Genomic DNA, 25,037 nt, shown 5'->3' on the forward strand with positions numbered 1-25,037 from the left:
CATATTTGCCGATGCCGTCCCTTGCAGAGCATTTGATCCGCTGGCACCCGCTGAACGGCCGCCACGATCTGCCGTGGCAACAGCGCCGCGATCCGTATGCAATCTGGATTTCGGAAATTATGCTGCAACAAACCCAGGTCAGCACGGTTATTCCTTACTATCAGCGTTTCATGCAGACATTCCCGGCCGTTGATAGCTTGGCAAACGCGCCACTCGATGCAGTGCTCGCTTTATGGAGCGGCTTGGGTTATTACTCACGTGCGCGTAATTTACATTTAGCCGCTCAACGCATTATGCAAGAACACCAAGGACAATTTCCCGAATCACGCGAGCGCATCCAGCAACTTCCCGGTATCGGCCGCTCGACTGCCGCTGCGATTGCGGTTTTTGCGTTTGGTCAGCGTGAAGCGATACTCGACGGCAACGTGAAACGGATTCTCGCGCGCTTTTTTGGCATCGCCGGTTATCCCGGCCAGCCGAAAATTCAGAAACTGTTATGGCAACAAGCCGAAGCGGCGTTACCTGCGGATCATCGTGGCGGCCTTATCGAAATTTATACGCAAGCTTTGATGGATTTGGGTTCCACCGTTTGCACCCGCAGCAAGCCACAATGCGATCTGTGTCCGTTGCAACCGCAATGCATCGCTTGGCAGCAACAACGTGTCGCGCAACTACCTGCTGCAAAACCACGCAAACCATTACCACGAAAAGAAACCGTATTACTGCTGCTACAACATCAACAGCGGTTATTGCTTGAAAAAAGGCCATCATCCGGTATCTGGGGTGGTTTATGGTGTCCGCCGGAAATGACAATTGGCGCGGACGCTGTGGATTACTGCCGCCAGCAATGGGGGATCGCGGTTCAATCACCGGTTGAAATGCCGGCTTTGGACCACCAGTTCACTCATTTTAAATTGCGCATATACCCGCAATGCTTGGATGTAGCAGCGGATAGCCGGGTGGCATCCCCGGATTACATCTGGTTGAAACCAGCGGAAGCGCTGGAACTTGGGATACCGGCGCCGATACGATCGATATTGATGCAAAACTTTTCGGCCGGTAAGCTACCCTTAGGGAAATGCTGAATAATTCGAGGAACAAGATGAAATGCAAGGCGGATGGAGCGCAGAAAATGAGGCAAATCATCGTGATAGGCGAATTTCCGAGCACCACCCAATGCGGCAGACCGCTTGTGTAGCCAATTATTCAGCATTTCCTTAGAGAAGCGCTGATTAATTCAACGAACGTGATGAAGGGCGAGGCGCACGGAACGCAACAACCGAGACATATCAATCCGATAGGCGAGGGAGTGAGTACCGCGCAACGAAGCAATTCGCTCGTGCAGTCAATTAATCAGCGCTTCCTTAGCTTTTTGCAGCGATCAACATGGATAATTTGAAAGAATGGAAGAAACAGCAGCGTCAACAATTGATTGCTGCGCGCGAATCGGTTGCGGAGGATTTGCATCGGCAATGGAGCGGCGCGATTTCGGCCTTTCTCAAACAGGGACTGGCGCAACCGCAACACATGACGATCGGAATTTATTGGCCGTTTCGCGGTGAATACGACCCGCGTCCGCTGGCCGCCCATTTTCTGCAGCAGGGCGCAACACTGGCGCTACCGGAAGTTATCGAAAAAAATAAACCGCTGTGCTTTCGCGAGTGGCTGCCGGATATGCCTATGAAAGCCGGCGCTTATGGTATCCCGGTGCCGGACAGCAGCCCGATTGTCAGGCTTGATGCGGTTATTATTCCGATGGTCGGTTTTGATCCGCAAGGCTACCGCCTTGGCTACGGCAGCGGTTACTATGATCGCACCCTGGCAACCTACGAACGCCAGCCTTTAACCATCGGTGTCGCTTTTGAACTGCAGCGGCTACCCAACATTCACCCGCAAGCACATGATATCTCGATGCATTTTGTGATCACTGAGGCCGGCATTTTTCAAACACGGGAGCATCACTTATTCCCCGCTTTAACGCTGCAAAACTCCGGATCAGGCTCGCACCAGCAGTAGTCTCAGTTTTCCTCGCCCCAGCGCGGCATCAAGTCATGGTTGACATGCAAATGATCAAGCACGCGCGCAACCACGAAATCCACTAAATCCTGCACGGTTTGCGGGTGATGATAAAAACCCGGATTGGCCGGCAGGATGACCGCGCCGCTTCGCGCCAGCTTCAGCATATTTTCCAAATGGATTGGAGAAAATGGTGTTTCCCGCGGCACGATAATGAGCGGACGGTTCTCTTTCAGCATCACATCGGCGGACCGTTCGATCAGATTCTGACTCAAACCGGCGGCAACCGCCGCCAAAGTACCCATGGTACAGGGACAAATCACCATAGCATCGGCGGGATTGGAGCCGGAAGCCACCGGCGCGAACCATTCCTCGCGCCCGAATACCCGCAATTGTTCGTTTGTAACGCCATAACGGCTTCGCAGAAAAGCTTCAGTTTCCTTGGCGCTGGATGGCAACGCCAGTTCCATTTCCTGTTGCGCGACGATTTGCGCGACTTTGGAATATAACAAATAGACTTGCTTGCCTTGCTGCAACAACACTTCAAGCAAGCGAATTCCATACGGCATTCCCGATGCGCCGGTAAACGCCAGGGTAATCGTTGCAGGATAATCAATGTTCGTTCGCATTATTTTGGGATATCCGGCAGGAAAAGGAAATAAGCGAAACCGGATGCGTGTCAGTATTGATACTTATCAGCGGATCCGTCAATCATCGCACGCTCATGGCGCTCAATGAATTCTTTGGTGCCATCGATACCGCGCAACTGTAATACATAATTTCTCACTGCCGCTTCCACCAGTACCGCCAGATTGCGGCCCGGCGCCACCGGAATAATCACTTTGCGGATATCGACATTGATAATATTCTCAGTCAGATCGCTGATCGGCAATCTTTCCAGCACGCCCGTGCCGGTCATCGCAATATTCTGCAAATGCACGATCAGCTTCATGTTCTTGCGCCGACGCACTGCGGTTTCACCAAAAATGGTGCGGATATTCAACATGCCAAGGCCGCGCACTTCCAGATAATCCCTTAACATCGGCGGACAACGGCCTTCCAGTGTTTCCGGAGCAATCCGGCGCAATTCCACGACATCGTCCGCAACCAGTCCATGCCCGCGGCTGATTAATTCCAGCGCAAGCTCGCTTTTACCGACACCGCTCTCGCCGGTAATCATCACGCCCATCCCCAGCACATCCAGCAATACACCGTGCAAACTGCACGAAGGCGCCAAGATGCCGCTCAGATAAGTCCGTATCAGCCAAATTACTTCCAGCCCGGGATACGGCGAATGCAACAAAGGAATATTATGCGCATTGGCCATATCGAGAATCGCTTTAGGAACCTCCGCATCATCCGCAACAATGATGCAAGCCAGATTACTTTGTATTAGCTGATTGATTTTCTTCTCTAAGGAAGCAGCTTCCTGTTTGTTCAGATAGTGAATCTCATCGCTGCTGATGACCTGTATGCGATCCGGATGGATAAAATTCAAATGCCCGATCATGCCTTGGCCCGAATGGGAAATTTCGTCTTCACTCAGCTCAATCGAGCTACCGCTTTGACCGGCAATCCAACTCAGCTTGAGTTTTTCTTTTTTATCTTCAAAAAGTTGTGCAATGCTAATTCGGGACACTGGAAGACTCCCAATCAACTATCAGCTTGTGAATCGTGGCCGCATCCTTGCACTGCAGGATGTGTTCACGAAACTGTCTATCGCTGAACATCTGCGCCAGTTCGCTTAGAATTTGCAAATGCTTGTCAGTGGCTTTTTCCGGAACTAATAAAATGCAGGCAATATTCACCGGTTGTCCATCCGGCGCATCGAATGGAATGCCCTCCTTCATTGTCACCAGCGCAGCGACCGCCTCGCGCAAACCTTTAATCCGGCCATGCGGAATCGCGACTCCCTGCCCCAACCCTGTCGAACCCAATTTCTCGCGTGCAAACAAGCTATCAAAAACCTGGCTCCGCGCAATATGATTGGTATTCTCAAATAACAACCCGGCTTGCTCGAAAACACGTTTCTTGCTGGTCACATCGAGATCGACAATGACATTGGAGAGTGGTAACAATTGCGAAATCTGATTCATGGAAAATTGAATTTATAAACGGAGATTAAATTTGCAGTTTCTTGAACACGGCGCGTGTGAATAAAAATGTAACAGCTATCGGGTATTCATATGAAAGCCGAACTGCTTTATATTTTTAATCATTCCAGCTCTTGATCTTTTAACGCGCCGTGATTGCGCCGCTCCAGGTTTTTTTCCTTGTGCTTGAGTATCTGCCGATCGAGCTTATCAACCAAGCTGTCAATAGATGCATACATGTCTTCACTGTCGGTCTCGACGAAAATATCTTTGCCGCGTATATGAACATTGGCCTCGGCCTTTTGCTTGAGTTTCTCCACCGACAGGATGACGCTGACATCAATAACATGATCAAAATGCCGTGTAATCTTCCCGATTTTTGAAGTGACATAATCGCGCATTGCATCAGTAATTTCTACATGGTTACCGGTAAGTTTTAAGTTCATTATTATTCCCTTATTCTGTTAAATGGATTTACGAAGATTGGCTGCAGGAATCTGTAACGATTCCCGGTATTTTGCAATAGTGCGACGGGCGACAACGATTCCTTGTTGTTCCAGTATGTTTGAGATTTTATTATCGCTGAGCGGTTTCCTTGGATTTTCTTCCTGTACCAGCTGCTTGATTAATGCACGGATAGCCGTCGCAGAACAAGCGCCGCCGGAATCGGTGGCAACATGACTACCAAAAAAATATTTCAGTTCAAAAATGCCACGCGGAGTATACATAAATTTTTGCGTGGTGACCCGGGATACCGTCGATTCGTGAAGATTCAACACCTCCGCGATTTCCCGTAACACCAGCGGCCGCATGGCAACATCTCCATGCTCAAAAAATTGCTGTTGACGCTCCACAATGACACTGGCTACTTTGTGAATGGTACTTGAGCGTTGCTGAATGTTCTTAATCAACCACTTAGCTTCATTCAATTGGTTTATCAAACCACGTTCGGAATGATGCTCCTGCTTTAATATATTAGCATAGAGATGATTGATATTGAGACGCGGAATTGCAGCCTGATTCAGGCTCGCCACCCAGGTTCCGTCTTTCTTGGCAACCGTGATATCCGGAACGATATAGCGTTCACTATGTAAATTAAACTGCGCACCCGGTTTTGGATTCAAGTTCGTGATCAGCTTCTGAATGGCACGCAAGCTTTGATCTTCACACCCCAATAATTTCTTGATTTGCATGAAATCATGGGATGCCAGAATTTCCAGATATTCCCGCACAACTCGAATGGCTTGTTCCCGGTAACAGACTTCGCCGGGCAGCGCTTTTAACTGCAATACCAGACACTCTTTCAAATTCCTCGCGCCTACGCCGGCCGGATCAAAATGTTGCAAGCAGTCGAGCGCCTCTTCCAAGTCATTTTGCGCAATCCCCAATTCTTCGGGCAGCATTTCCTGCAATTCGCTTAGATCCTGCAACAGATAACCATCTTCATCCAGGCTATCGATTAACAAGCGTACTAGATTTTTCCGGGATTCTGAAATATGACTTAAAGCGGTTTGAAAATATAAATGTTCCCGCAAACTTGATGGTTCCGCCAGTAACTGTGATGAATCACGATCACCATCCTCGAAACCACTCGAAGCTGAAGCATTCTCTTGCGGCCATTCCGGATTGGAATCAAAATTATCTTCCGCAGCATCATCGTTTAAAGACACAGTATCTTCCGCGGAGACCTGATTAAAGTCTTCAGCATTGGAAGCTTCGGTGGATTCGATGGCGTTCTCAGCCGTCGATACATCCCACTCTTCATACACTTCCAGTAATGGATTTTCCTGCACAATCCGCTCGATCTCCTGATTAAGCTCGAGCGTCGATAATTGAAGCAACCGGATAGATTGTTGCAACTGAGGCGTCAACCTCAATTGTTGCGATAATTTAAGTTGGAGTGCTGGCTTCATGACACTGAAAAAACAACGATTACTGAAAATAACGATTCAAGCCGTCTCCCGAAACTACATCCGGAAATGTTCACCCAAATAAACTTCTCTAACTTTCTCATTATCAATAATTTCTTCCGATCTGCCTTGAGCCAGCACATGTCCGTCGCTGATGATGTATGCACGATCGCAAATCCCTAATGTTTCACGAACATTATGATCGGTAATCAAAACACCGATATTCCGCTCCTTCAGAAAAGCAATGACTTTCTGAATATCCAACACAGCAATTGGATCAACACCGGCAAAAGGCTCGTCCAATAAAATGAAACGTGGTTGCGACGCCAAAGCGCGGGCTATTTCCACACGGCGGCGCTCACCTCCGGACAAGCTGATAGCTGGATTATCGCGCAAATGACTGATGTGCAAATCGTGTAATAAATCGTCTAAATACCGCTGTTTCGTCTCTTCATCCAGATTCTGCAGCTCTAACACCGCCAGAATATTTTCTTCAACCGTCAGCCGCCGGAAAATCGATGCCTCTTGCGGCAGGTAACTCAACCCTAATTTAGCTCTTCGATGGATCGGCAACTGGCTTAAGTCTTCTCCGTCCATGAAAACACCGCCGCTATCCAGCGGGATCAATCCAACGATCATATAAAAGCAAGTCGTTTTACCGGCGCCGTTAGGCCCCAGCAATCCGATCACTTCCCCGCTCCCAAGCGAAAAAGAAACATCTTGCACGACGGTGCGCGATTTATATCGCTTTTTTAAATTACTCGCTCTTAATTCACTCATCTGCTGACGCAACCTTCAAAAGAATCGGATACCGGTAAAATCTATTCAGATTTGTTTTTAGGCTGGATGGTTATCCGTACCCGCTTGTCGGGACCCGACTCGACCCCTCGTTCCTTACTGCCTTTAACCTGAAAAAATTCGCTATTCATATCGTAGGCAATATAATCGCCTTGAACTTCATCCGTGCCGCGTTTCAGCCGCGCCTGCCGGAACAGCTCGATTTTATCGGTTTTGCTGTCGTATTCCGCACGCTCGCTCCAGCCTTCTACATATTCATCGAGTCCATCCCGCTTCTGCCGGAAAGTCACAAGCTCGCCGATCGCCGTTGCATGGCGGAACCCTTGCACATCTTCTTTCATAATCATTTTATCGGCAGTAATCCGCAAAGTTCCTTGCGTCAGAATCACATTACCGGTAAACACGCTGACCCGGCTTCCTTCTTTGCGGTTGACATCCTCAACAGTAGCGCGGTCCGCTTCCAAATAGATCGGCTTTTTCCGGTCGCCCTTCTCGGCGTTGGCAGAATGAACAAACAATAGACTCAACAGACTTACAACAAAAATTATTTTCATCATATGTTCAAATTACTTCGTATTGACTGCTCTTACACTGGATAGTAGTTGTATCATGCCAATGCGGTTATCAAATTCCAAACCGATTGCCTTGATGGTGGTATCGAATCTGGCAATAGTGACCGGCTGATCCGTTTTTACCAAATTTTCCTTAGGGATCAAATGCAAGAAGTCCGTCACCATTGTGATATTGCCGTTATCCTCATCAGTGCCTCGCACCGCTTTCACATTCCCGGTCAGATAAACATCTTCTCCTTTGTTGATAATTTCAGCGCGTTCAGCATAAACACGCATCAGCGGATTTTTGGGATCGGCATTTGCGAAGCTCACTTGTTCCAATTGCGTGACTTCCGCATCTAAAAAATGAAAAAGCTTTTGAGCGGCAAATTTGCGTTGGATGTGCTGTTCGTAGTCCATTCGAACACCGGATAGCTCTTCAACAATATAATCCGGATTCAAACTCAAACTTTCGTCGCTAACAGACTCAGGCGGACGAGTCATATGATCAAGCCAGAATGTCAATAATGCCAAAATAATAAGTAGAATTACCGGTGAACTAATAAACGGGCGCTTGATCATTAGGTTATGGCTCGGGGTTTTGTTTTCTCTTTTTGTATTGATGCTTGACTCAAAAAACCTGTTTTACCTATTTATTGAATTATAGCAGAACGCGTATCACCATTTTACCAATCATCCTGATTGCCGGTTTCGTTGCAAGTCTTTAAATATCTAACTTGCAACCCTATCTTGGAATAAAATATACCGGACATTCCGATAAACCATTAGGAACACACCCATTACAATGCTCCAGACAGCAATCGATTTTGAGAAGTATGAGCAGTTACAGGATGAAGCCTGCACACAGCGCATCATCGCGGCTAAAAAAACGTTGGGGGATCGCGCTGTCATTCTGGCGCATCATTATCAACGCGCGGATGTTTACCGGCACGCGGATTTAACCGGCGATTCTTTAAAGCTCTCTTTCCTGGCTGCGCAGACTGACGCCGATTATCTGGTTTTTTGCGGCGTGCACTTCATGGCGGAAGTTGCGGATATGCTTTCAAGCCCTGAACAAATCGCTATTTTGCCGGACATGGCCGCCGGCTGTTCAATGGCCGATATGGCTAACCTGGCAAATGTTGAACGCGCTTGGCGAGAGCTTGCCGAAGTGCTTGATCCTGATGAAGTGATTACACCGGTTACCTATATAAATTCCTCAGCCGATCTGAAAGCTTTTTGCGGTGAACATGGCGGCATCGTTTGCACCTCCAGCAACGCTGGCAAAGTGCTGCAGTGGTCGTTCAAGCAACGGGAAAAAGTATTGTTCTTTCCCGACCAGCATCTAGGCCGCTGGAGCGGCCATCAGTCAGGCATTTCACTGGAACAAATGCCGGTATGGAACTTTGACGAACCGATGGGCGGGTTGACACGGGAACAAATCAAGAACGCCAAGATATTGCTTTGGAAAGGCCACTGTTCGGTGCATCAAATGTTTCAACCGCACCACATTATCCGCTTTCGCAATCAATATCCCGATGGCATCGTCATCTCGCATCCCGAATGCAGTTTTGAAGTATGCAAGGCATCCGATTACGTCGGCTCCACCGAATACATCATTAAAACCATCGCGGCGGCTGAAAGCGGAACTCGCTGGCTGGTCGGCACCGAATTGAATCTCGTCAGCCGGATCACCGAAGAATTCAAATCGCAAGGAAAAATTATTCAGTTCATGTCGCCGATGGTTTGCATGTGCTCCACGATGGCTCGAATCGATCCGCAGCATCTGGCTTGGACACTGGAAAACCTTGTCAGCGGCAATGTCGTGAATCAAATCAAGGTTCCCGAGACTGAAGCCAGACTGGCCAGAATCGCATTAGACCGGATGCTGAAGATTTCATAATCGGATTTTGCCGCGACAACCGGCGAGAACTTTGCGATCACGTACCCGCAACTACTATCAGCCAATGTCAAAGTTTCATTTTGTTGAAGGCAATCAGATCTCGTTATTGCATAACGGCGAAGAATACTTTCCAGTGCTCGAAGCCGCAATCGAAACAGCGCGATTTGAAATACATATTGAGACGTATATTTTTGAATTGGATGCGGTCGGTACCAAAATAGCCGCTGCTTTAACACGCGCGGTGCAGCGCGGTGTCACCGTTTACCTGCTTCTAGATGGATTCGGTTCACAGAATTTGTCCAAAGAAACCATTAACAACCTGTTGCAAGCCGGTATTAAGATCCTGATTTTCAGACCTGAACTTATTTTTGCAAGACTTGGCCGTTACCGGTTGCGGCGAATGCATCGCAAACTGGTAATGATCGATGCTCACACCGCGTTCATCGGCGGAATTAATATCATTGATGACGAGGATAATCCGGAGCATCTGACGCCTCGCTTCGATTATGCGGTTGTAGTCACAGGACCCTTACTATTACAGATCCATAAAGCCATTAAGCATCTATGGATGCTGGTTGCCTGGGCTCACTTGAAGAAGCGCTGGATTACGCCGGATGCTGTAGCGCCAGCCGGCACACGTTGCGGAAATCACAAAGCGGCTTTTGTTATCCGTGATAATTGGCGTCATCGCCATGATATCGAACATGCTTACCTGGAAGCCATCAACCAGGCAAAAACAGAGATTATTATCGCAAATGCTTATTTCCTGCCGGGAAGAAAATTCAGCAATGCTTTGAAGCATGCGGTTAAGCGTGGAGTGAGCGTTGAACTGTTATTGCAAGGAAAAATCGAATACCGTTTACAGTATCATGCAACCCAAGCGCTATACGAAAATCTATTGAAGTCGGGAATAAAAATTTATGAATACAACCGCAGCTATCTGCATGCGAAGGTCGCTGTGATCGATCAATATTGGGTCACTGTAGGCTCTTCCAACATTGATCCGTTTAGTTTGCTGCTGGCGCGCGAAGCCAATGTTCTTATTGAAAACCAAGATATCGCGTCGGAATTAAGAATCAGTTTAAGAACCGCAATCACGAAAGAATCTGTCGCAGTAACCCCGGCTGACAATAAATTTTTTTCCTGGCGAAATTTTATAATCAATTGGCTATGCTTTTATTTTGTCCGCACCCTGCAAGGTGTGCTTGGCTATGATTGGTATGACAATCAGCAATAAATGACCGGCGTTATGCATTCACTCAACTTTTACTGATGGCCGGGAATTATCGACATGTATCCGTTTAAAGGTCAACAACAATCCAATCAACTTCCCGGTCAATCGGAACAAATTGCCGCTGCTGCCCGGATAATACGCGAAGGCGGCACCGTTGCGTTTCCCACCGAAACCGTCTACGGTCTCGGTGCCGACGCCACAAATCCCGATGCCATTCGCAAGATTTACGAAATCAAGCAACGCCCCTTCGATCACCCATTGATTGTGCACATCGCGTCAATTTCCGACCTTGCTTATTGGGCTGAGGCGATACCGGAAACTGCCTATGATTTAGCCGATCGTTTCTGGCCGGGTCCGTTAACGCTTATTTTACAGCGCAGCCACCGCATTTCTGATTGCATAACAGGCGGACAAGATACGGTGGGTTTACGCATACCCGCGCATCCGACCGCATTAGCTTTATTAAAAGCTCTGGGGCCGGAAAAAGCATTGGCTGCGCCGTCGGCTAATCGATTTGGCCGGATCAGCCCGACTTCCGCCGCGCATGTCCGACAGGAGCTTGGGAACAGTGCCGATATGATCTTAGATGGTGGTGACTGCGAAGTAGGGTTAGAAAGCACGATCATAAGCTTTCATGAGCATGAACCGTTGATTTTACGGCCCGGAGGAATTACACCCGCCGAGCTTGCGGAAGCACTGGGAAGGCCAATCGCTGTCTCAACCCGCTGCACCATCCGCTCGTCCGGATCATTGCCCGCACACTACGCACCGTCAACTCCGCTAAGATTATTTCCTGCAACAGAGCTGTGGCGCCAAGCAACCGCATTAGCCGCACAAAACTTGCGCATACTGGCAATCACATGGTCAAGTACCGGGAAACCCCAAGCTGCGAATCAATCATTCGAGCAATTCCGCATGCCCGCCGATCCAATTCAATATGGCAAACAACTTTATGCAAATTTACGCCGGTTCGATCAGGCAGGATTTGATTACTTACTGGTTGAGACACCCCCAAATGATTTTCAATGGCTCGCGATCACCGATCGGCTGCAGCGAGCAAGCTTTCATTTTTCTGATAACCAAGGAGAACAACTTTAACCGATGAATACCACTAAAAAACTTCAAGCGGTACTTTTTGATGTGGACGGCACACTCGCCGATACCGAACAAGATGGTCATCGCATCGCATTTAATGCTGCATTCAAGCAATATGATCTCGATTGGAACTGGGATGTCGACCTTTACGGGGATCTTTTGCAGGTTACCGGCGGAAAAGAGCGAATTCGTCACTATATCGAGAAATATGTTCCCGCGCTTCTCGATAAAAGTGATTTGGCCGAATGGATTGCAGGTTTGCACAAAACCAAAACCAAGTATTTCGAATCGCTGATGGAAGCTGGAAATATCCCGTTGCGGCCCGGGGTGGCAAGATTAATCCGCGAATTGCGGCATGAAAAGGTAAAACTGGCTATCGCAACGACAACCACGATGGAAAATGTCACCGCCTTACTTAAGTCGACTTTAGGCGAAGAATCCATCGGCTGGTTCGATATTATTGGCGCGGGTGACATTGTTCCTTCAAAAAAGCCGGCGCCGGATATTTATCATTGGGTACTCACTCAATTGAGTTTGCCTGCACACCAATGCATCGCGATAGAAGATTCCGAAAATGGATTGAAATCGGCATTGGCGGCAAGCCTTCCCACACTCATTACTGTCAGCGGCTATACCCGTTCGCAAAACTTTAGCGGCGCAACTGCAGTCGTATCAGACCTGGGAGAACCAACCCAACCATTCAAACTAATCTCAGGCAGCAATCCAGAAAATGGATGGATTAACTACCAAGTGCTCAATAAATTGGTCTCTCATGCGGCGTAACGCTTTTAATAGTAGAACTAAGGAGAATCAGAATGAAGTTAATTGGATTGATATTAGCAATGTTGATTAGCGCACCTATTTCCGCTAATGAATCTGTTGCAGCAACGGGAGAAACCACTGCATTAATAACCGAGGCAATCGACCACGCCGAAACTGCTCAAATACACGGCAAAGCCGGTCATACCAGCACACTGCTGGAATATGCGCAAGAAAGCCTTACTCATGCACAAGCTGCAGAAAAAAAACTTGCCAATACGTCGCCACATCTGAATGAATCCATTAAACACCTAAACGAAGCGATTGAAAATGCCAAGCAAAATCATCCGGAGACTGCGACTCGACACATGGAAAAAGCCATCGAACAAATGCGCCTTTCAATCACAAACTAAACAACCACCGGCTAAAGCCGGTGGGTTTGAGTTACGGACTGAAAGTCCGGATACGCGTCGACTAAACGACGCGTCTTATTCCGGCTCCATTTTAAAATTGTCGTTTGGATTTGGCTCAAAATGATGCTCCAAGTATTGTTTGATCATCTCTTCTGTCATCTGACCTACTGTCACGCAGAAATACCCTCGCGCCCAAAAATGCCTTCCCCAGTACCGCTTCTTCAAGTGAGGAAATTCTTCAAACAGATAGCTCGATGTTCGTCCTTTTAGCCGCCTCATGATCTCACTCGGAGCCATCTCCGGCGGACAACTCACCAGAATATGCACATGATCCTTACTTACTACACCCTGTACAATTCCGATTTCAAATGCTTCACACGTCTGACGAACCAACTCTCGTACTCGTTCTGCTACTTCTCCCTTCAGAATCTTATATCTATACTTCGTTACCCATACAAAATGATATTCAATCTGATAAACCGTATGACTTCCATATCTATAATCCATGCCACACCTCCTGTGTGGCATATTCTCGCAGCTAAAGCTGACCGGCTGAAGCCGGTGGTTTTAACCTTATGATGGACAATAAACAACCACCGGCTAAAGCCGGTGGGTTTGAGTTACGGACTGAAAGTCCGGATACGCGTCGACTAAACGACGCGTCTTATTCCGGCTCCATTTTAAAATTGTCGTTTGGATTTGGCTCAAAATGATGCTCCAAGTATTGTTTGATCATCTCTTCTGTCATCTGACCTACTGTCACGCAGAAATACCCTCGCGCCCAAAAATGCCTTCCCCAGTACCGCTTCTTCAAGTGAGGAAATTCTTCAAACAGATAGCTCGATGTTCGTCCTTTTAGCCGCCTCATGATCTCACTCGGAGCCATCTCCGGCGGACAACTCACCAGAATATGCACATGATCCTTACTTACTACACCCTGTACAATTCTCATTTCAAATGCTTCACACGTCTGACGAACCAACTCTCGTACTCGTTCTGCTACTTCTCCCTTCAGAATCTTATATCTATACTTCGTTACCCATACAAAATGATATTCAATCTGATAAACCGTATGACTTCCATATCTATAATCCATGCCACACCTCCTGTGTGGCATATTCTCGCAGCTAAAGCTAACCGGCTGAAGCCGGTGGTTTTAACCTTATGATGGACAATAAAAAAGCAGTACTTGCACAGGAAGAAAGTGTCCAATGGCATTGGTTGTATAATAATTCGACGAACGAGATGAAGCGCGAGGTGCACGGAACGCAACAACCGAGACATATCAACAAGATAGGCGAGGAGGCGAGTACCGTGTAACGAAGTGATTCGCTCGTATAGTCAATCAATCAGCATTTCCTTAGGAGGAGCAGCAAGCCGATCGGCTTGCTGCATACATAATTTAGTTGTGCTTATTACTCGAATCCGTCAACTATTATTGACACAGTTTGTTACAATAAAGCACCGGTTATCAGGTAAAGACTTTAAAATGGCAGGTTTGACAAAAAACACTCCTATTCCCATAGAAATAAAGCTGCATCAAAAATCCAGAATATTGGATATCGCTTTCTCCGATGGAAAAATTTTTCATTACTCATGCGAATTTTTGCGAGTCCATTCACCTTCTGCCGAAGTATGCGGCCATAGTCCAGGACAAGAAGTGCTGCAAACCGGCAAAAAAATGATCAACATCAAAAAAATTGTACCTGTTGGCAATTATGCCATACAGCTCGATTTTACCGATGGCCATAATACCGGACTGTATTCTTGGGATTTACTATATAGCTACGGATTGAATCAAGATAAAATGTGGCAACGTTATCTACAACGTTTAGCGGAAGCTGGTGCCAGCCGGGAATCTGGTAGCGAATAGTCTATGAATCGGCCGTTTCACTAATCAATCACACGCACAATCATACTTTTCACTTCACATCTTAAATCAATTAACTATGAGCAAAACAACCCATTTTGGTTTTAACACTGTTGCTGAAGAAGAAAAGGCCGGCAGAGTTGCAGAAGTATTTCATTCCGTAGCCGAGCGCTACAATTTGATGAATGACTTAATGTCGATGGGACTTCATCGCTTATGGAAGCGATTTGCAATTCAAGCGAGCGGCGTCAGAATGGGCGATAAAGTGCTGGATATTGCTGGTGGCACAGGCGATCTCAGCGCATTATTCTTACAAAAAGTAGGCAGCTCCGGAGAAGTCTGGTTAACCGATATTAATAATTCCATGCTTTCCATCGGTCGTGACCGTATGATTGACGACGGCACGCCGACTCCTGTTGCGCAGTGCGATGCCGAGAAATTACCCTTTCCGGATAATTATTTTAATTGCGTCAGTGTCGCTTTCGGTCTCAGAAATATGACGCGTAAGGAAATAGCGCTAAAAGAGATGCTGCGTGTTCTCAAACCTGGGGGAGTTATTATTGTGTTAGAGTTCTCAAAAGTCTGGAAACCTTTGCAATCCGCCTATGACGCATACTCGTTCAAAATACTCCCGGCGATGGGAAAAGTAATCACTAATGATGCAGAAAGTTATCGTTATCTGGCTGAATCGATCCGTATGCATCCTGCACAACTTGAGTTACAGGAACTCATGCAGCAATCCGGTTTTGATCGCGTAGAATTTTTCAACCTGACTGCAGGTATCGTTGCATTACACCGTGGATACAAATTTTGATCACACACTGTTACTGTTTTCTAGATTTGCCATAAAAAAACTGGAATTCTTGCAACCGACTATTTTTTTCCTATCATGCGCCGATATCGATTTTTCACATATTTTTCACACACGCTACGATATGATTGGGTACAATAACCTCGACTAGCAAGGGGTTTCTAGTGACCGTTCAAATCGGGGTAAACTAAAAACGAAGGAGATTTATTATGGCACCAAAAATTGCACATGTTGATGACGATGCGGATATCCGAGAATCCGTTCAACGAATATTAACTAAAAACGGCTACGATGTTGACAGTTATTTGTCTATGCAAGAGTTTATCGATTCCTTGGAAGACGAGAGTAAGCGACCGGATCTGGCTATTCTTGATGTTATGGTTGAGTCGATGGATTCAGGATTGACAACCTATGCAGCAATTCATAAACGTTTCCCAAAAATACAAGCTATTTTTTTGACGTCTTTAGGCGATATGATAAGACCCTATTTTGAAAATGGATCGCATGAATGGGTCTGCATCATGGAAAAACCCGTTGAGCCGATGAGTTTGCTCGCAACTATCAATGACCGCTTAAAGCAACCTGGAAATGCTGCATAACGGATTAACAACGCATGGCAATCACCGAGTTTTCTTGGAATAAGCCGAGTAATCAAAATATTCTGCTAGAAATCAAAGGAGACAAGCTCAAGCTCAGTGATGATGTTTTAATCAGCAATATCCGCTGGTTTATCACTTTTCGCTGGATTTTGATAGTCACACTTGTTTTTTTTGAGATCTTGATGCTTTCTGCGGCCGATACCTTGGCGCAGTTTGGTATCAGTGATCAAAATAAATGGCCCATCGCGATCATTGTTGTATTGATAATTGCCAATATCTCCTATTTATTCGCTTTAGACCATTGCCGTCCCAGTAAATACAACTCCCCTTCTATTAATCTGTGGATCCAGATTATTGTTGATCTCCTCTGTTTATCGGTTGTGGTTCATTATATCGGGAGCACCACCACGCCTATTTCGTTTTTCTACGTGTTGCACATCGCCCTCGCGTGTATTTTTTTCTCAACAAGAGAAAGTCTGTATGTAACGATACTGGTCTGTTTTATGGACACAATCGTAATCCTCGTCGATAATTTTTTTATTACACAAACACCCCTTTCAACATTGATTAGCAGCCGCCTCTCTTTCGAATCCGAGCGGGTAGAGAGCGCGCTGCTATGGATGTTTTTTCTTGATACGCTATTTATTATCGTCTGGTATGTAGTCTCAAGACTTTCATTGATTGTGCGCGCTCACGAACGTCATCTCTTGGATGCTTATAAGCAAATCAATCAAGCGCAAGTCGAAAAGGATCAATATGCATTACTAATCACCCATCAATTGAAATCCCCGCTTGATGCGATTCGCAGCAAAATTAATCTAATTAAGGATGGTTATCTTGGCGAGACATCGACAGAAGTCGCTACTGCACTCGAACAGATGGATGTCCGAGCCAAAAATATGTCAGGCTTAATTCTTGATTTGTTGCGTTTAGAACGATTGAAGGATACTTGTCTTGATACTGCGGTTTTTGAACCCGTTGAAATTCAAACTGTATTGCAAAAATGTATAGAAAAATTGACCCCTGTTGCCAACTCCAAACAGGTCGCTCTGAATCTTTCCGTAAAAAATTTCATATGCAACGTGATTCCGGATCAGCTGGGAATTTTGCTGGAAAATATCATTTCCAATGCAGTCACCTATTCACATGAAAACTCATGCGTCGAAATTACATCAGAAATCGACGAATTAAATCATAGCGCTCACATTACGATCACTGATCACGGCATAGGCATCGAAAGCAAAGACTTACCCAATATTTTCAATGAATATTTTTATTCACCACGCGCGGCCATGCACAATAAAGCGACCAGTGGCATAGGCTTATCGATTGTCAAAATTGCTGCTGAAAATAATAAACTAAAAATCAAAGTTGCCAGCGAACCTGGCACAGGAACGTCTTTTTCAATTATTTTCAATGACATTGAAATTCCCGCGGAACGTATCGCTGCTTTGCCCATCTAGTATTGCATTTTTACCGCATCGACAGATATTTGATACCTCGGCATCACATGACCTGCAAAACGCTGATGCCAGTATCGCCGGTTTGACCTTCTCCAGTTATCAATCACTAATTGTTGATCTGCAAAACGTAAGATAATTGCTCCATCTTGATCGCTTCTCATTAATTTACTGCCTAACCGGTGATAGCGCTGCGTAATCGCATTGTTTGGGTGGCCGTAGCGATTCAGATAGCCAACCGTGAATATCGTCACCGCAGGATTTACAGTCTTGACAAATGCATCGGTGGATGACGTTAGGCTGCCGTGATGCGGCGCGATCAATACCGTTGCCGTTAGATCCTCAAAACTTCTCGCAAGAATAGCCTGTTCATCCTTGCTTTCAATATCAGCGGGCAGCAGCACACTCCCGTGCGCGGTGGTAATTTTTAAGACACAATTATTTCTATTATTACCACGCTTTAATTCGAGATAATCCTGTTTCAATGGATGCAATACCTCAAATTGCACTCCGTCCCAATTCCATGCTTGAGTGGCATGGCACAGATCGTTGCTGGAAGTGTATTGCCGGACCGGGTGATCAGGATCTAGCGATGAATATACTTTCTTTACCGGTATTCCTGCCAGTACCGATAGCGCGCCTCCGCTATGATCCGAATCGGCGTGAGACACCATCAAAACATCCAACCGCCGTATCCCTTCGCTGTATAAAAAAGGAATAATGATGCGACGGCCACTATCCGTTTCACCTAATCTTGGACCGGTATCGAACAGTAACGCATGTTGTTCGGTACGTGCGACTACTGCGAGTCCCTGTCCAACATCCAATACCGTGAGCCATAACTCACCCGCTTTAGGCTCCGGCAATTGCACCAAGAACATCGGACTCATTGCTATGAATCCTAGCCAGCGGGCCGGAAATCCTCTTAACCATCCCAATCCGATGCTTCCCGGCAACAGCAGCCAAATAACCCCGATCGCGGCTACTGCTATCGTCCAAAACGGAGGGGAATGCTGCAACCATACCGCCTGAGGAAAGTCACTGATGTAATTGAGTAAAATCATCAAAATCATCAATATGTCATGCGCCAGAAACAGCAAAAATTCGAAGGGCAGGATAATCGCCAGCAAAGTCAGTGGAACAACTACCAAGCTGATTACCGGAATAGCAATCGCATTAGCGATCGGCGACACCAATGATATTTGTTGAAACAAAGCTAAAAGAACAGGAATCAATCCTAGCGTAATCGCCCACTGTATCCGCACCCATCCTTTCAACCAATGAAATTTTCCGATACGTCCCACAGTTATCAACATAATGATAGCGACTGCACCAAAAGATAGCCAAAATCCTGGAGAAATAGTCGCCCAAGGATCCAATAAAACTACCCAAAACAAAGCCCACATCAAGATCCCGGTTGTTGAATTTTGCCGCCCTCTCCAGATCGCTATCGCCATCACCGCTAACATACAAAATGCCCGCTGTGCCGGGATAGCAAAGCCGGATATTAGCGCATAACCAAAAGCAGCGATCAATCCCGCTAGAACCGCTGCCCGTCTTGCGGATATTCGCAATGTCAGATATGAACTCCAGCGCCATAACCAATAAACCAATCCAAAAATCAAACTGGAAACCATGGTGATATGTAAACCGGAAATCGCCATTAAGTGACTCGTGCCGGTGCGTATAAGCACCTGCCATTGCTCACGCGGAATCCTATGTTGATCGCCCGTCGCCAATGTATTCAAGATACCGGCATAGGCCTGGTCAGCAAGATATCGGCTCTGCTCTTGCTGGATTTTCTCACGGATTTTTTCAACCCAATACCGAGGTTTAGGAACCATGTCATCCAAGCGTTTATTCTCATTGGATTTTCGTATGTAACCGGTGGCCCGGATATTTCGTTCCAATGCCCATACTTCATAATCAAAACCATGCGGATTTGCACTGCCATGAGGCTGTTTGAGCCGCAAGGTCAATTGCCACCTTTCGCCGGCTTGAAGCACAGGCTTTTTTGATGATTGCACATCGTGCGATTGCGCCTCCTTGTACCAAGTCAAAGCAACACGTTTAGGCACAACAGCATCTTCGCTAATCGTCTTTTCAATATCAAAATAAAAGCGCGTACCGTACTCATTCTGAGAGGGAACACTGGCAATCACGCCAATTACCTGGATATCGCGTCGTTCCCAGTTTTCTGCCAATCTATCGGATAAACGCCAGTGCGCAACTGCGGCTGCCCAGGTAAATCCAATCATTCCGATAAAAATCAAAATCACGACTCTTTTTATTGCATTACCAATTTTTGACTGCGGACGCCAAAGCAATCTAAGTAACAATATGGCTGGTAACACCCACCCAATCTGATTCACTCCAGGCAAATCGGCTTGTTGCTGCAGCAGACAAGCGCCAGCTACAAATGCAAGAATATTCAATTGCCAAAACAACTTGTCCACCTCTTCATTGTTTGAAACCGATAGGGAGCGCTCTCATTGAAAACAAAAAAATATACGATACACGCATTGGCTTTTACGGCATTATTTTCTTGGATTAATTACTTTGGCTCTAGACTAAAGATTGTCTCTGATAGTCGATAGCCATTCATAAGTTGCTGAAAGCACATGGGGTTATTAACAGTATGAGCCGTTTGGGGGATTGTTGGGACATTGCGGTTGCGAAAAGCTTTAGCAGCCTTAAACAGGAACGCTATCAGTGGCGGCACTACCAAACCTGCTATGAGTCGCAGCAGGATATCGCGGTGTTTTGACTGCATTCATACCTGAGTTATAAAAGTCCAAACCAAAATGAGGTCGAAGCGATAAAAACGATGAAAATTACTTAACAAAGTGGCCACAAATCCACTTCTTTATCGTGTTCTGCGACAAATTCGTTTGCCGTTGAGTTCCGTTGATCAGCAGAGCAAGGTAATACATCCGCCTTATCTTTCCATACATGACCATATCGGTGCTAACAGCCGCCATTAAGCCGGTTATTGCAATAATAAGCGGAGATTATGCTTGTACCAATGTCTTTCATCTAAAACTCCATCACTAGCGCAGGATTCTCACCAACGAACGGGGCGATCATGCGTAACAATCCGAAATGTAAATTTAATGTGAAATAAGTGTGAACTTTTTGTGAACAAATGTATCAAATTGGGTGTTAAAAAAATTTTTATCAAATTTATTAAACTTTATAAAGGAGCTAATCATGTCCACCAATCATATCTTTATTATTTCTGCTTTAGTGATCAGCGGAGTGTTCTTTGGAATCCTGTCGATGTTTGGACTACCACAAACAATTATTGAGTGGGTTATTACTGATGGTGCGCTAGCGGTCATTCTTTATATCAGCTATTTAATCATAGCCTTGATGAACGGAACATCCAAACCCAGAATGCGCTGATTTAATTTATAGCGTCAGTAACAAACACAAGAACTAAACTAAATCAAGCATAGTACACACCCTTCGATCCAGGAGATCTTATGAAAACGAATCAATTGGTTATGTTAACCGTATTCATCATTAGCGGTATATTCTTCGGTATTTTATCGTTGTTTGATTTACCTGCATCGGTAACGGAATGGATCATCTCCGATGTTATTTTGGGAGTGATTTTATATATCAGCTACTTAGTTATCACTTTTACCTACGGTTCATCCCAGCGTTCTGGGTATCGTTCCAATAAAAGGATATATGCTTAATCTCTCCCTTTAACTAGCTCAATAATCAGGGGTGAAGACGAGTCGAATAAGACGTCTTCACCTCTTTTTACAATATCCCTGATTTCGAAGCTATACCGAATTTCAACAATCCAATCATGTCACAGCTGTTTAAAGCGATCGGTTGGTTGATCAAGCCAGTGAATCAAACCTTGCGTATTTAAGCGAATATCGGATTGCAAAAGTTCTTTGATCTCGACTTGCGCTAAACGGCAGCCATGCTTTGTTAATTGATTCAGCAGTAAATCCGTTAAAGCTTCTGAAATCTCAGCTGCCCGGTCTTGATGCTCTCTTGCACGTTGCGCGATCTCAACATGCGCATCAATTAATTCATGCATAGATCCAGCATGACGAGTTAGGTGATTGATCCGGCTATAGTGTGTCAAAAAAGCATGGCGTGGTTGATAACTCATGATGCGATCAATGGAATGATGCGCGGCCGCTGGATCAAATTGCACCGGAGAAGTGGTTGGAAAAACAAATTCCATTCCATCGACATCCAATTCCCGATATGAGACGCCAAAAGTATCGCCGGTAAAAAAAGATTGGCTGCGGGCATCAAAAATACAATTATGATGACGCGCGTGCCCTGGAGTATCAAGGAACAACAAGGGGCGCCCATTCAGTTCGATAGTACTGCCGTCTACAGCCTCGATAATCCTGTCCGCTTCAATCGGATAGATTTCACCATATACCCGTTTAAACTCAGACTCACCATATACGGTTATTGCACCGGCGACGAGTCGTGCCGGATTCGCCATATGGCTCGCACCACGGGGGTGAACAATCAGTTTCGCGTTTGGAAAAAGACGCATGCATTCGCTCGCGCCGCCCGCATGATCCAAATGAATATGCGTGAGTATGATATAAGCAACCGCTTCTTTCGCTATGGATTTTTGTTTGAGCGATGCAACTACGCCAGGGATCGAAAAATTTGTTCCGGTGTCAATCAACGCCGCACTGCCATTCTCGACGATTAAATGGATTGCTGCGCGTCTAGGCCGATGAAATTGCGCATCAATCGCACTGATTCCATCTTCATAATCAATTACAACTGGTAGATTCATGTTTTTCCAATCCTATCCGCGTAACATCCGTTCAATAAGCGGCACATCATTAAAATGATTGCGCAGGTTTCTTTAATTGCTCCAGGATAGCCGGGTTTTCCAATGTCGAAGTATCCTGGGTGATTTCTTCACCTTTGGCCAAGGCGCGCAACAATCGGCGCATAATCTTGCCTGATCGGGTTTTTGGCAAATTCTCGCCGAAGCGGATTTCTTCTGGTTTCGCGATGGGGCCGATTTCTTTCGCTACCCACTCCCGTAATGTATGAACAATATCCGCGGTCTCTCCGGCTTGCGGATATCTGCCTTTCAAAACCACAAAAGCAATTACCGCTTCCCCTTTAACTTCATGGGGTTTTCCCACTACTGCCGCTTCCGCCACAAGCGGATGCGCAACCAACGCCGATTCGATTTCCATTGTCCCCAATCGATGCCCCGATACGTTCAGAACATCGTCAATGCGTCCCATAATCCAGAAATAATCATCCATATCACGATAAGCGGAATCACCGGCAAGGTAATACAAACCATGCCCGATATCTTCTGGAAAATACGTTTTTTTAAACCGCTCCGGATCCCCCCATAAGGTTCGTATTTGCGAAGGAAAGGGCTTCTTGATCACCAAAAACCCTCCTTTTCCTTTTTCGACATCATGCCCCGCCTCATCGACTATCGCAGCAAAAATTCCGGGCAAGGGAAATGTACAAGAACCCGGTTTAAGTGCAATCGCGCCAGGAACGGGCGCGATCATGTGGCATCCCGTTTCGGTTTGCCACCAGGTATCAACCACTGGGCAACGTGCTTGTCCAACCTTTTGATAAAACCAAATCCACGCTTCCGGATTAATCGGCTCACCCACCGAACCAAGCAAACGCAGGGAGGAAAGATCATATTGTGTTGGCAAATCGCTCCCCAGTTTGATCAAAGAACGTATCGCTGTGGGAGCGGTATAAAAAGTCGTCACCCGGTGTTTCTGAATAATCTCCCAAAAACGTCCGGCATGCGGATAAGTCGGAATGCCTTCGAATATTACCTGCGTAGCCCCCATCGCCAACGGACCATAACACACATAACTATGACCGGTGATCCAGCCAACATCCGCGGTGCACCAGAAAATATCATCCGGTTTATAATCAAAAATCCACTCCATCGATAGTTTTGTACCCAGCAGGTATCCGGCACTGGAATGCTGAACCCCTTTCGGCTTGCCTGTCGATCCGGAAGTATAAAGTGTAAATAATGGATGCTCGGCATTGACCCATTCCGGTTCACAGTCCGTGCTGGCAGCTTCGATAATCTCATGCCACCAAACATCGCGGCTGGTATCGAAAGGTACTGCGGTACCGGTGCGCTGATAAACCACCACGCACTTGACGGATGCTGTATCTTCCGTATGCAGCGCTTCATCGACGGTCTCTTTGAGCGAGTGATACTTACCGCCACGGATTTGCTCATCAGCCGTGATAACAGCTACGGCACCGGCATCAACAATACGCTCATGCAGGCTTTTCGAAGAAAAACCACCGAAAACTACGGAATGAATCGCACCAATCCGTGCGCATGCTTGCATCGCAACGACCGCTTCGATTCCCATCGGCAGATAAATGATTATCCGGTCGCCTTTTTTAATTTTGAGTGATTTCAATGCATTCGCAAACCTGCACACATTTTGATGCAGATCCCGATAAGTCGATCGGATAACGGTACCGTCATCGGCTTCAAATATTATCGCGACTTTGTCAGCCTGCGTTGCTAGGTGCCGGTCAAGACAGTTATACGATACGTTTAATTCTCCGTCACCAAACCACCGGTAAAACGGCGGCGTTTGGTCATCAAGAATTTGAGTAAAAGGTTTATGCCATAAAATTTGTTCGGTTGCGCGATTCGCCCAAAACTTCAAATAATCCTTTTCCGCCTCTGCACACAGCGCCTGGTAAGCCTGCATGCCGGAAATGTTGGCTTGCTTGGTAAATTCTTCTGGTGGCGGAAAAACACGGGTTTCGTGTAACACTGTTTCAATAGTCGTCATGCAACAGCTCTCCGAATTTCGAGTAATCTTCAATCGTCAAATTGTATCACCGGCACCCATCAGTATAAGCACTTCTTTTCTTGCGACCAGGAAGGATAACCGCGATTGAAATAACATAATCACATCACTTCGAAACGGGCAAAGCAGCGCCAAGAAACGCTAGAATATTGGCATGAACGAAAAGTTTATATTCCATAATCGATAAATATTTGTTAAAATGGGCACAATAATTTCGATGGGCTTTGTCAGCCCATTTTTTATTTGTGGCGGAGCTATGGCACTAGAAGAATTGTTGGAATCGACTCTAAACAATATGGGCTATGAGTTGGTCGAAATAGAACGGCTCGCGCACAACAAGCTGATCAGGATTTTTGTAGACAAGGCAGGCGGAATCACCATTGATGATTGTGTCGTGATTAGTAATCACTTGAGTCACTTGTTTGCGGTCGAAAATATAGACTATGGCCGGCTCGAAGTCTCCTCGCCGGGACTCGACAGACCGCTGCGGAAAGAAACTGATTTTTCTCGTTTTATTGGAGAAACAATCAAATTAAAACTACATGTCCCCATCCAAGGGCAAAAAAACTTTACTGGGATTCTGCGAGAAGTAAATAATGGCATAATTAAACTTGAAATTGATGGAAAAATGCTAGACCTTGAATTAAGTAATCTTGGAAAAGCTCGTTTGGTACCAAAATTGTAGGTCATAC

27 protein-coding genes and 1 pseudogene are annotated in these 25,037 nt (G+C 46.1%); 15 read left to right on the forward strand and 13 right to left on the reverse strand.

What is annotated here, in order from left to right; all coding sequences use genetic code 11:
- The first annotated feature begins 11 nt into the window (after positions 1 to 11).
- Positions 12 to 1,085 carry an A/G-specific adenine glycosylase gene (gene mutY, locus RBH92_RS08105; RefSeq protein ID WP_307931605.1) on the forward strand — a complete coding sequence of 358 codons (1,074 nt, stop codon included), beginning with the start codon at positions 12 to 14 and terminating at the stop codon, positions 1,083 to 1,085.
- A 301-nt stretch (positions 1,086 to 1,386) separates the two neighbouring features.
- Positions 1,387 to 2,016, forward strand: a complete 630-nt coding sequence (locus RBH92_RS08110) for a 5-formyltetrahydrofolate cyclo-ligase (protein WP_307931606.1) — start codon at positions 1,387 to 1,389, stop codon at positions 2,014 to 2,016.
- A gap of 2 nt (positions 2,017 to 2,018) precedes the next feature.
- Here the strand turns inward: RBH92_RS08110 and RBH92_RS08115 are convergent, their stop codons facing one another.
- From RBH92_RS08115 to lptC, 8 genes are all read right to left on the reverse strand, one after another.
- Complete coding sequence (locus tag RBH92_RS08115; RefSeq protein WP_307931607.1) at positions 2,019 to 2,645, reverse strand: flavin prenyltransferase UbiX; 627 nt, start codon at positions 2,643 to 2,645, stop codon at positions 2,019 to 2,021.
- 50 nt (positions 2,646 to 2,695) lie between these two features.
- On the reverse strand, positions 2,696 to 3,655 hold the full coding sequence (gene hprK, locus RBH92_RS08120) for an HPr(Ser) kinase/phosphatase (RefSeq protein ID WP_307931608.1): 960 nt from the start codon (positions 3,653 to 3,655) through the stop codon (positions 2,696 to 2,698).
- Positions 3,642 to 4,112 (reverse strand): PTS sugar transporter subunit IIA, encoded by a 471-nt coding sequence (locus RBH92_RS08125; protein ID WP_307931609.1) that lies wholly within the window; start codon positions 4,110 to 4,112, stop codon positions 3,642 to 3,644. The genes hprK and RBH92_RS08125 overlap by 14 nt, the downstream gene beginning before the upstream one ends.
- A gap of 119 nt (positions 4,113 to 4,231) precedes the next feature.
- On the reverse strand, positions 4,232 to 4,555 hold the full coding sequence (gene hpf, locus RBH92_RS08130) for a ribosome hibernation-promoting factor, HPF/YfiA family (RefSeq protein ID WP_292923844.1): 324 nt from the start codon (positions 4,553 to 4,555) through the stop codon (positions 4,232 to 4,234).
- 18 nt (positions 4,556 to 4,573) lie between these two features.
- Positions 4,574 to 6,022: an RNA polymerase factor sigma-54 gene (locus RBH92_RS08135; RefSeq protein ID WP_307931610.1), complete on the reverse strand. Its 1,449-nt coding sequence runs from the start codon at positions 6,020 to 6,022 to the stop codon at positions 4,574 to 4,576.
- Positions 6,023 to 6,076: 54 nt separating this feature from the next.
- Positions 6,077 to 6,799 (reverse strand): LPS export ABC transporter ATP-binding protein, encoded by a 723-nt coding sequence (gene lptB / locus RBH92_RS08140; RefSeq protein ID WP_292923841.1) that lies wholly within the window; start codon positions 6,797 to 6,799, stop codon positions 6,077 to 6,079.
- Positions 6,800 to 6,840: 41 nt separating this feature from the next.
- Positions 6,841 to 7,374, reverse strand: a complete 534-nt coding sequence (lptA, locus tag RBH92_RS08145; RefSeq protein ID WP_307931611.1) for a lipopolysaccharide transport periplasmic protein LptA — start codon at positions 7,372 to 7,374, stop codon at positions 6,841 to 6,843.
- A 9-nt stretch (positions 7,375 to 7,383) separates the two neighbouring features.
- A complete protein-coding gene (gene lptC, locus RBH92_RS08150; protein WP_307931612.1) occupies positions 7,384 to 7,902 on the reverse strand; it encodes an LPS export ABC transporter periplasmic protein LptC in 519 nt (172 codons plus the stop codon).
- 271 nt (positions 7,903 to 8,173) lie between these two features.
- On the opposite strand from lptC, the gene nadA reads away from it, so the two are divergent.
- The 5 genes from nadA (at position 8,174) to smbP (ending at position 12,772) form a co-directional block, all read left to right on the forward strand.
- The gene (nadA, locus tag RBH92_RS08155) at positions 8,174 to 9,271 is read left to right on the forward strand and encodes a quinolinate synthase NadA (protein WP_307931613.1); all 1,098 of its coding nucleotides are present in this window, start codon (positions 8,174 to 8,176) and stop codon (positions 9,269 to 9,271) included.
- Positions 9,272 to 9,335: 64 nt separating this feature from the next.
- Positions 9,336 to 10,508, forward strand: coding sequence for a cardiolipin synthase ClsB (clsB, locus tag RBH92_RS08160; RefSeq protein WP_307931614.1), 1,173 nt, complete (start codon positions 9,336 to 9,338; stop codon positions 10,506 to 10,508).
- A 54-nt stretch (positions 10,509 to 10,562) separates the two neighbouring features.
- On the forward strand, positions 10,563 to 11,603 hold the full coding sequence (locus tag RBH92_RS08165) for an L-threonylcarbamoyladenylate synthase (protein WP_307931615.1): 1,041 nt from the start codon (positions 10,563 to 10,565) through the stop codon (positions 11,601 to 11,603).
- A 3-nt stretch (positions 11,604 to 11,606) separates the two neighbouring features.
- Positions 11,607 to 12,383, forward strand: coding sequence for an HAD family hydrolase (locus RBH92_RS08170; protein ID WP_307931616.1), 777 nt, complete (start codon positions 11,607 to 11,609; stop codon positions 12,381 to 12,383).
- A gap of 32 nt (positions 12,384 to 12,415) precedes the next feature.
- Complete coding sequence (smbP, locus tag RBH92_RS08175; RefSeq protein ID WP_307931617.1) at positions 12,416 to 12,772, forward strand: small metal-binding protein SmbP; 357 nt, start codon at positions 12,416 to 12,418, stop codon at positions 12,770 to 12,772.
- 75 nt (positions 12,773 to 12,847) lie between these two features.
- On the opposite strand, the gene tnpA (RBH92_RS08180) is transcribed toward smbP, so the two are convergent.
- A complete protein-coding gene (gene tnpA, locus RBH92_RS08180; protein ID WP_307931469.1) occupies positions 12,848 to 13,279 on the reverse strand; it encodes an IS200/IS605 family transposase in 432 nt (143 codons plus the stop codon).
- A 157-nt stretch (positions 13,280 to 13,436) separates the two neighbouring features.
- Positions 13,437 to 13,868: an IS200/IS605 family transposase gene (gene tnpA, locus RBH92_RS08185; RefSeq protein ID WP_307931618.1), complete on the reverse strand. Its 432-nt coding sequence runs from the start codon at positions 13,866 to 13,868 to the stop codon at positions 13,437 to 13,439.
- A 393-nt stretch (positions 13,869 to 14,261) separates the two neighbouring features.
- Here tnpA (RBH92_RS08185) and RBH92_RS08190 point away from each other — a divergent pair, with 393 nt between their 5' ends.
- The 4 genes from RBH92_RS08190 (at position 14,262) to RBH92_RS08205 (ending at position 17,515) form a co-directional block, all read left to right on the forward strand.
- The gene (locus RBH92_RS08190) at positions 14,262 to 14,645 is read left to right on the forward strand and encodes a gamma-butyrobetaine hydroxylase family protein (RefSeq protein WP_292923830.1); all 384 of its coding nucleotides are present in this window, start codon (positions 14,262 to 14,264) and stop codon (positions 14,643 to 14,645) included.
- Positions 14,646 to 14,721: 76 nt separating this feature from the next.
- On the forward strand, positions 14,722 to 15,456 hold the full coding sequence (gene ubiE, locus RBH92_RS08195) for a bifunctional demethylmenaquinone methyltransferase/2-methoxy-6-polyprenyl-1,4-benzoquinol methylase UbiE (RefSeq protein WP_307931619.1): 735 nt from the start codon (positions 14,722 to 14,724) through the stop codon (positions 15,454 to 15,456).
- 206 nt (positions 15,457 to 15,662) lie between these two features.
- A complete protein-coding gene (locus RBH92_RS08200) occupies positions 15,663 to 16,052 on the forward strand; it encodes a response regulator transcription factor (protein WP_307931620.1) in 390 nt (129 codons plus the stop codon).
- A 14-nt stretch (positions 16,053 to 16,066) separates the two neighbouring features.
- A complete protein-coding gene (locus tag RBH92_RS08205; RefSeq protein ID WP_307931621.1) occupies positions 16,067 to 17,515 on the forward strand; it encodes a sensor histidine kinase in 1,449 nt (482 codons plus the stop codon).
- On the opposite strand, the gene RBH92_RS08210 is transcribed toward RBH92_RS08205, so the two are convergent.
- On the reverse strand, positions 17,512 to 19,959 hold the full coding sequence (locus RBH92_RS08210) for a DNA internalization-related competence protein ComEC/Rec2 (RefSeq protein WP_307931622.1): 2,448 nt from the start codon (positions 19,957 to 19,959) through the stop codon (positions 17,512 to 17,514). The genes RBH92_RS08205 and RBH92_RS08210 overlap by 4 nt on opposite strands.
- 143 nt (positions 19,960 to 20,102) lie before the next feature.
- Here RBH92_RS08210 and RBH92_RS08215 point away from each other — a divergent pair.
- From RBH92_RS08215 to RBH92_RS08225, 3 genes and pseudogenes are all read left to right on the forward strand, one after another.
- Positions 20,103 to 20,354: pseudogene (locus RBH92_RS08215) on the forward strand (IS3 family transposase); the annotation flags it as partial.
- A 368-nt stretch (positions 20,355 to 20,722) separates the two neighbouring features.
- A complete protein-coding gene (locus RBH92_RS08220) occupies positions 20,723 to 20,917 on the forward strand; it encodes a C4-dicarboxylate ABC transporter (RefSeq protein WP_292923825.1) in 195 nt (64 codons plus the stop codon).
- Positions 20,918 to 20,997: 80 nt separating this feature from the next.
- On the forward strand, positions 20,998 to 21,216 hold the full coding sequence (locus tag RBH92_RS08225) for a C4-dicarboxylate ABC transporter (protein ID WP_307931623.1): 219 nt from the start codon (positions 20,998 to 21,000) through the stop codon (positions 21,214 to 21,216).
- A 119-nt stretch (positions 21,217 to 21,335) separates the two neighbouring features.
- On the opposite strand, the gene RBH92_RS08230 is transcribed toward RBH92_RS08225, so the two are convergent.
- Positions 21,336 to 22,301 carry an MBL fold metallo-hydrolase gene (locus RBH92_RS08230; protein WP_307931624.1) on the reverse strand — a complete coding sequence of 322 codons (966 nt, stop codon included), beginning with the start codon at positions 22,299 to 22,301 and terminating at the stop codon, positions 21,336 to 21,338.
- Between the two features lie 49 nt (positions 22,302 to 22,350).
- Positions 22,351 to 24,327: an acetate--CoA ligase gene (acs, locus tag RBH92_RS08235; RefSeq protein WP_307931625.1), complete on the reverse strand. Its 1,977-nt coding sequence runs from the start codon at positions 24,325 to 24,327 to the stop codon at positions 22,351 to 22,353.
- Between the two features lie 274 nt (positions 24,328 to 24,601).
- Between acs and rimP the strand changes: the two genes are divergently transcribed.
- Positions 24,602 to 25,030 (forward strand): ribosome maturation factor RimP, encoded by a 429-nt coding sequence (gene rimP / locus RBH92_RS08240; protein WP_307933948.1) that lies wholly within the window; start codon positions 24,602 to 24,604, stop codon positions 25,028 to 25,030.
- Positions 25,031 to 25,037 lie beyond the last annotated feature (7 nt).

The organism is Nitrosomonas sp. sh817 (assembly GCF_030908545.1).
GTDB lineage: Bacteria > Pseudomonadota > Gammaproteobacteria > Burkholderiales > Nitrosomonadaceae > Nitrosomonas.

Excerpts from the sequence above, each read along its gene's own strand:
- mutY (WP_307931605.1), top strand. The coding sequence starts at position 12 with ATGCCGTCCCTTGCAGAGCATTTGATCCGCTGGCACCCGCTGAACGGC.
- RBH92_RS08110 (WP_307931606.1), top strand. The coding sequence starts at position 1,387 with ATGGATAATTTGAAAGAATGGAAGAAACAGCAGCGTCAACAATTGATT.
- RBH92_RS08115 (WP_307931607.1), bottom strand. The coding sequence starts at position 2,645 with ATGCGAACGAACATTGATTATCCTGCAACGATTACCCTGGCGTTTACC.
- RBH92_RS08125 (WP_307931609.1), bottom strand. The coding sequence starts at position 4,112 with ATGAATCAGATTTCGCAATTGTTACCACTCTCCAATGTCATTGTCGAT.
- hpf (WP_292923844.1), bottom strand. The coding sequence starts at position 4,555 with ATGAACTTAAAACTTACCGGTAACCATGTAGAAATTACTGATGCAATG.
- RBH92_RS08135 (WP_307931610.1), bottom strand. The coding sequence starts at position 6,022 with ATGAAGCCAGCACTCCAACTTAAATTATCGCAACAATTGAGGTTGACG.
- lptB (WP_292923841.1), bottom strand. The coding sequence starts at position 6,799 with ATGAGTGAATTAAGAGCGAGTAATTTAAAAAAGCGATATAAATCGCGC.
- lptA (WP_307931611.1), bottom strand. The coding sequence starts at position 7,374 with ATGATGAAAATAATTTTTGTTGTAAGTCTGTTGAGTCTATTGTTTGTT.
- nadA (WP_307931613.1), top strand. The coding sequence starts at position 8,174 with ATGCTCCAGACAGCAATCGATTTTGAGAAGTATGAGCAGTTACAGGAT.
- clsB (WP_307931614.1), top strand. The coding sequence starts at position 9,336 with ATGTCAAAGTTTCATTTTGTTGAAGGCAATCAGATCTCGTTATTGCAT.
- RBH92_RS08165 (WP_307931615.1), top strand. The coding sequence starts at position 10,563 with ATGTATCCGTTTAAAGGTCAACAACAATCCAATCAACTTCCCGGTCAA.
- RBH92_RS08170 (WP_307931616.1), top strand. The coding sequence starts at position 11,607 with ATGAATACCACTAAAAAACTTCAAGCGGTACTTTTTGATGTGGACGGC.
- smbP (WP_307931617.1), top strand. The coding sequence starts at position 12,416 with ATGAAGTTAATTGGATTGATATTAGCAATGTTGATTAGCGCACCTATT.
- tnpA (WP_307931469.1), bottom strand. The coding sequence starts at position 13,279 with ATGGATTATAGATATGGAAGTCATACGGTTTATCAGATTGAATATCAT.
- tnpA (WP_307931618.1), bottom strand. The coding sequence starts at position 13,868 with ATGGATTATAGATATGGAAGTCATACGGTTTATCAGATTGAATATCAT.
- RBH92_RS08190 (WP_292923830.1), top strand. The coding sequence starts at position 14,262 with ATGGCAGGTTTGACAAAAAACACTCCTATTCCCATAGAAATAAAGCTG.
- ubiE (WP_307931619.1), top strand. The coding sequence starts at position 14,722 with ATGAGCAAAACAACCCATTTTGGTTTTAACACTGTTGCTGAAGAAGAA.
- RBH92_RS08200 (WP_307931620.1), top strand. The coding sequence starts at position 15,663 with ATGGCACCAAAAATTGCACATGTTGATGACGATGCGGATATCCGAGAA.
- RBH92_RS08205 (WP_307931621.1), top strand. The coding sequence starts at position 16,067 with ATGGCAATCACCGAGTTTTCTTGGAATAAGCCGAGTAATCAAAATATT.
- RBH92_RS08220 (WP_292923825.1), top strand. The coding sequence starts at position 20,723 with ATGTCCACCAATCATATCTTTATTATTTCTGCTTTAGTGATCAGCGGA.
- RBH92_RS08225 (WP_307931623.1), top strand. The coding sequence starts at position 20,998 with ATGAAAACGAATCAATTGGTTATGTTAACCGTATTCATCATTAGCGGT.
- RBH92_RS08230 (WP_307931624.1), bottom strand. The coding sequence starts at position 22,301 with ATGAATCTACCAGTTGTAATTGATTATGAAGATGGAATCAGTGCGATT.
- acs (WP_307931625.1), bottom strand. The coding sequence starts at position 24,327 with ATGACGACTATTGAAACAGTGTTACACGAAACCCGTGTTTTTCCGCCA.
- rimP (WP_307933948.1), top strand. The coding sequence starts at position 24,602 with ATGGCACTAGAAGAATTGTTGGAATCGACTCTAAACAATATGGGCTAT.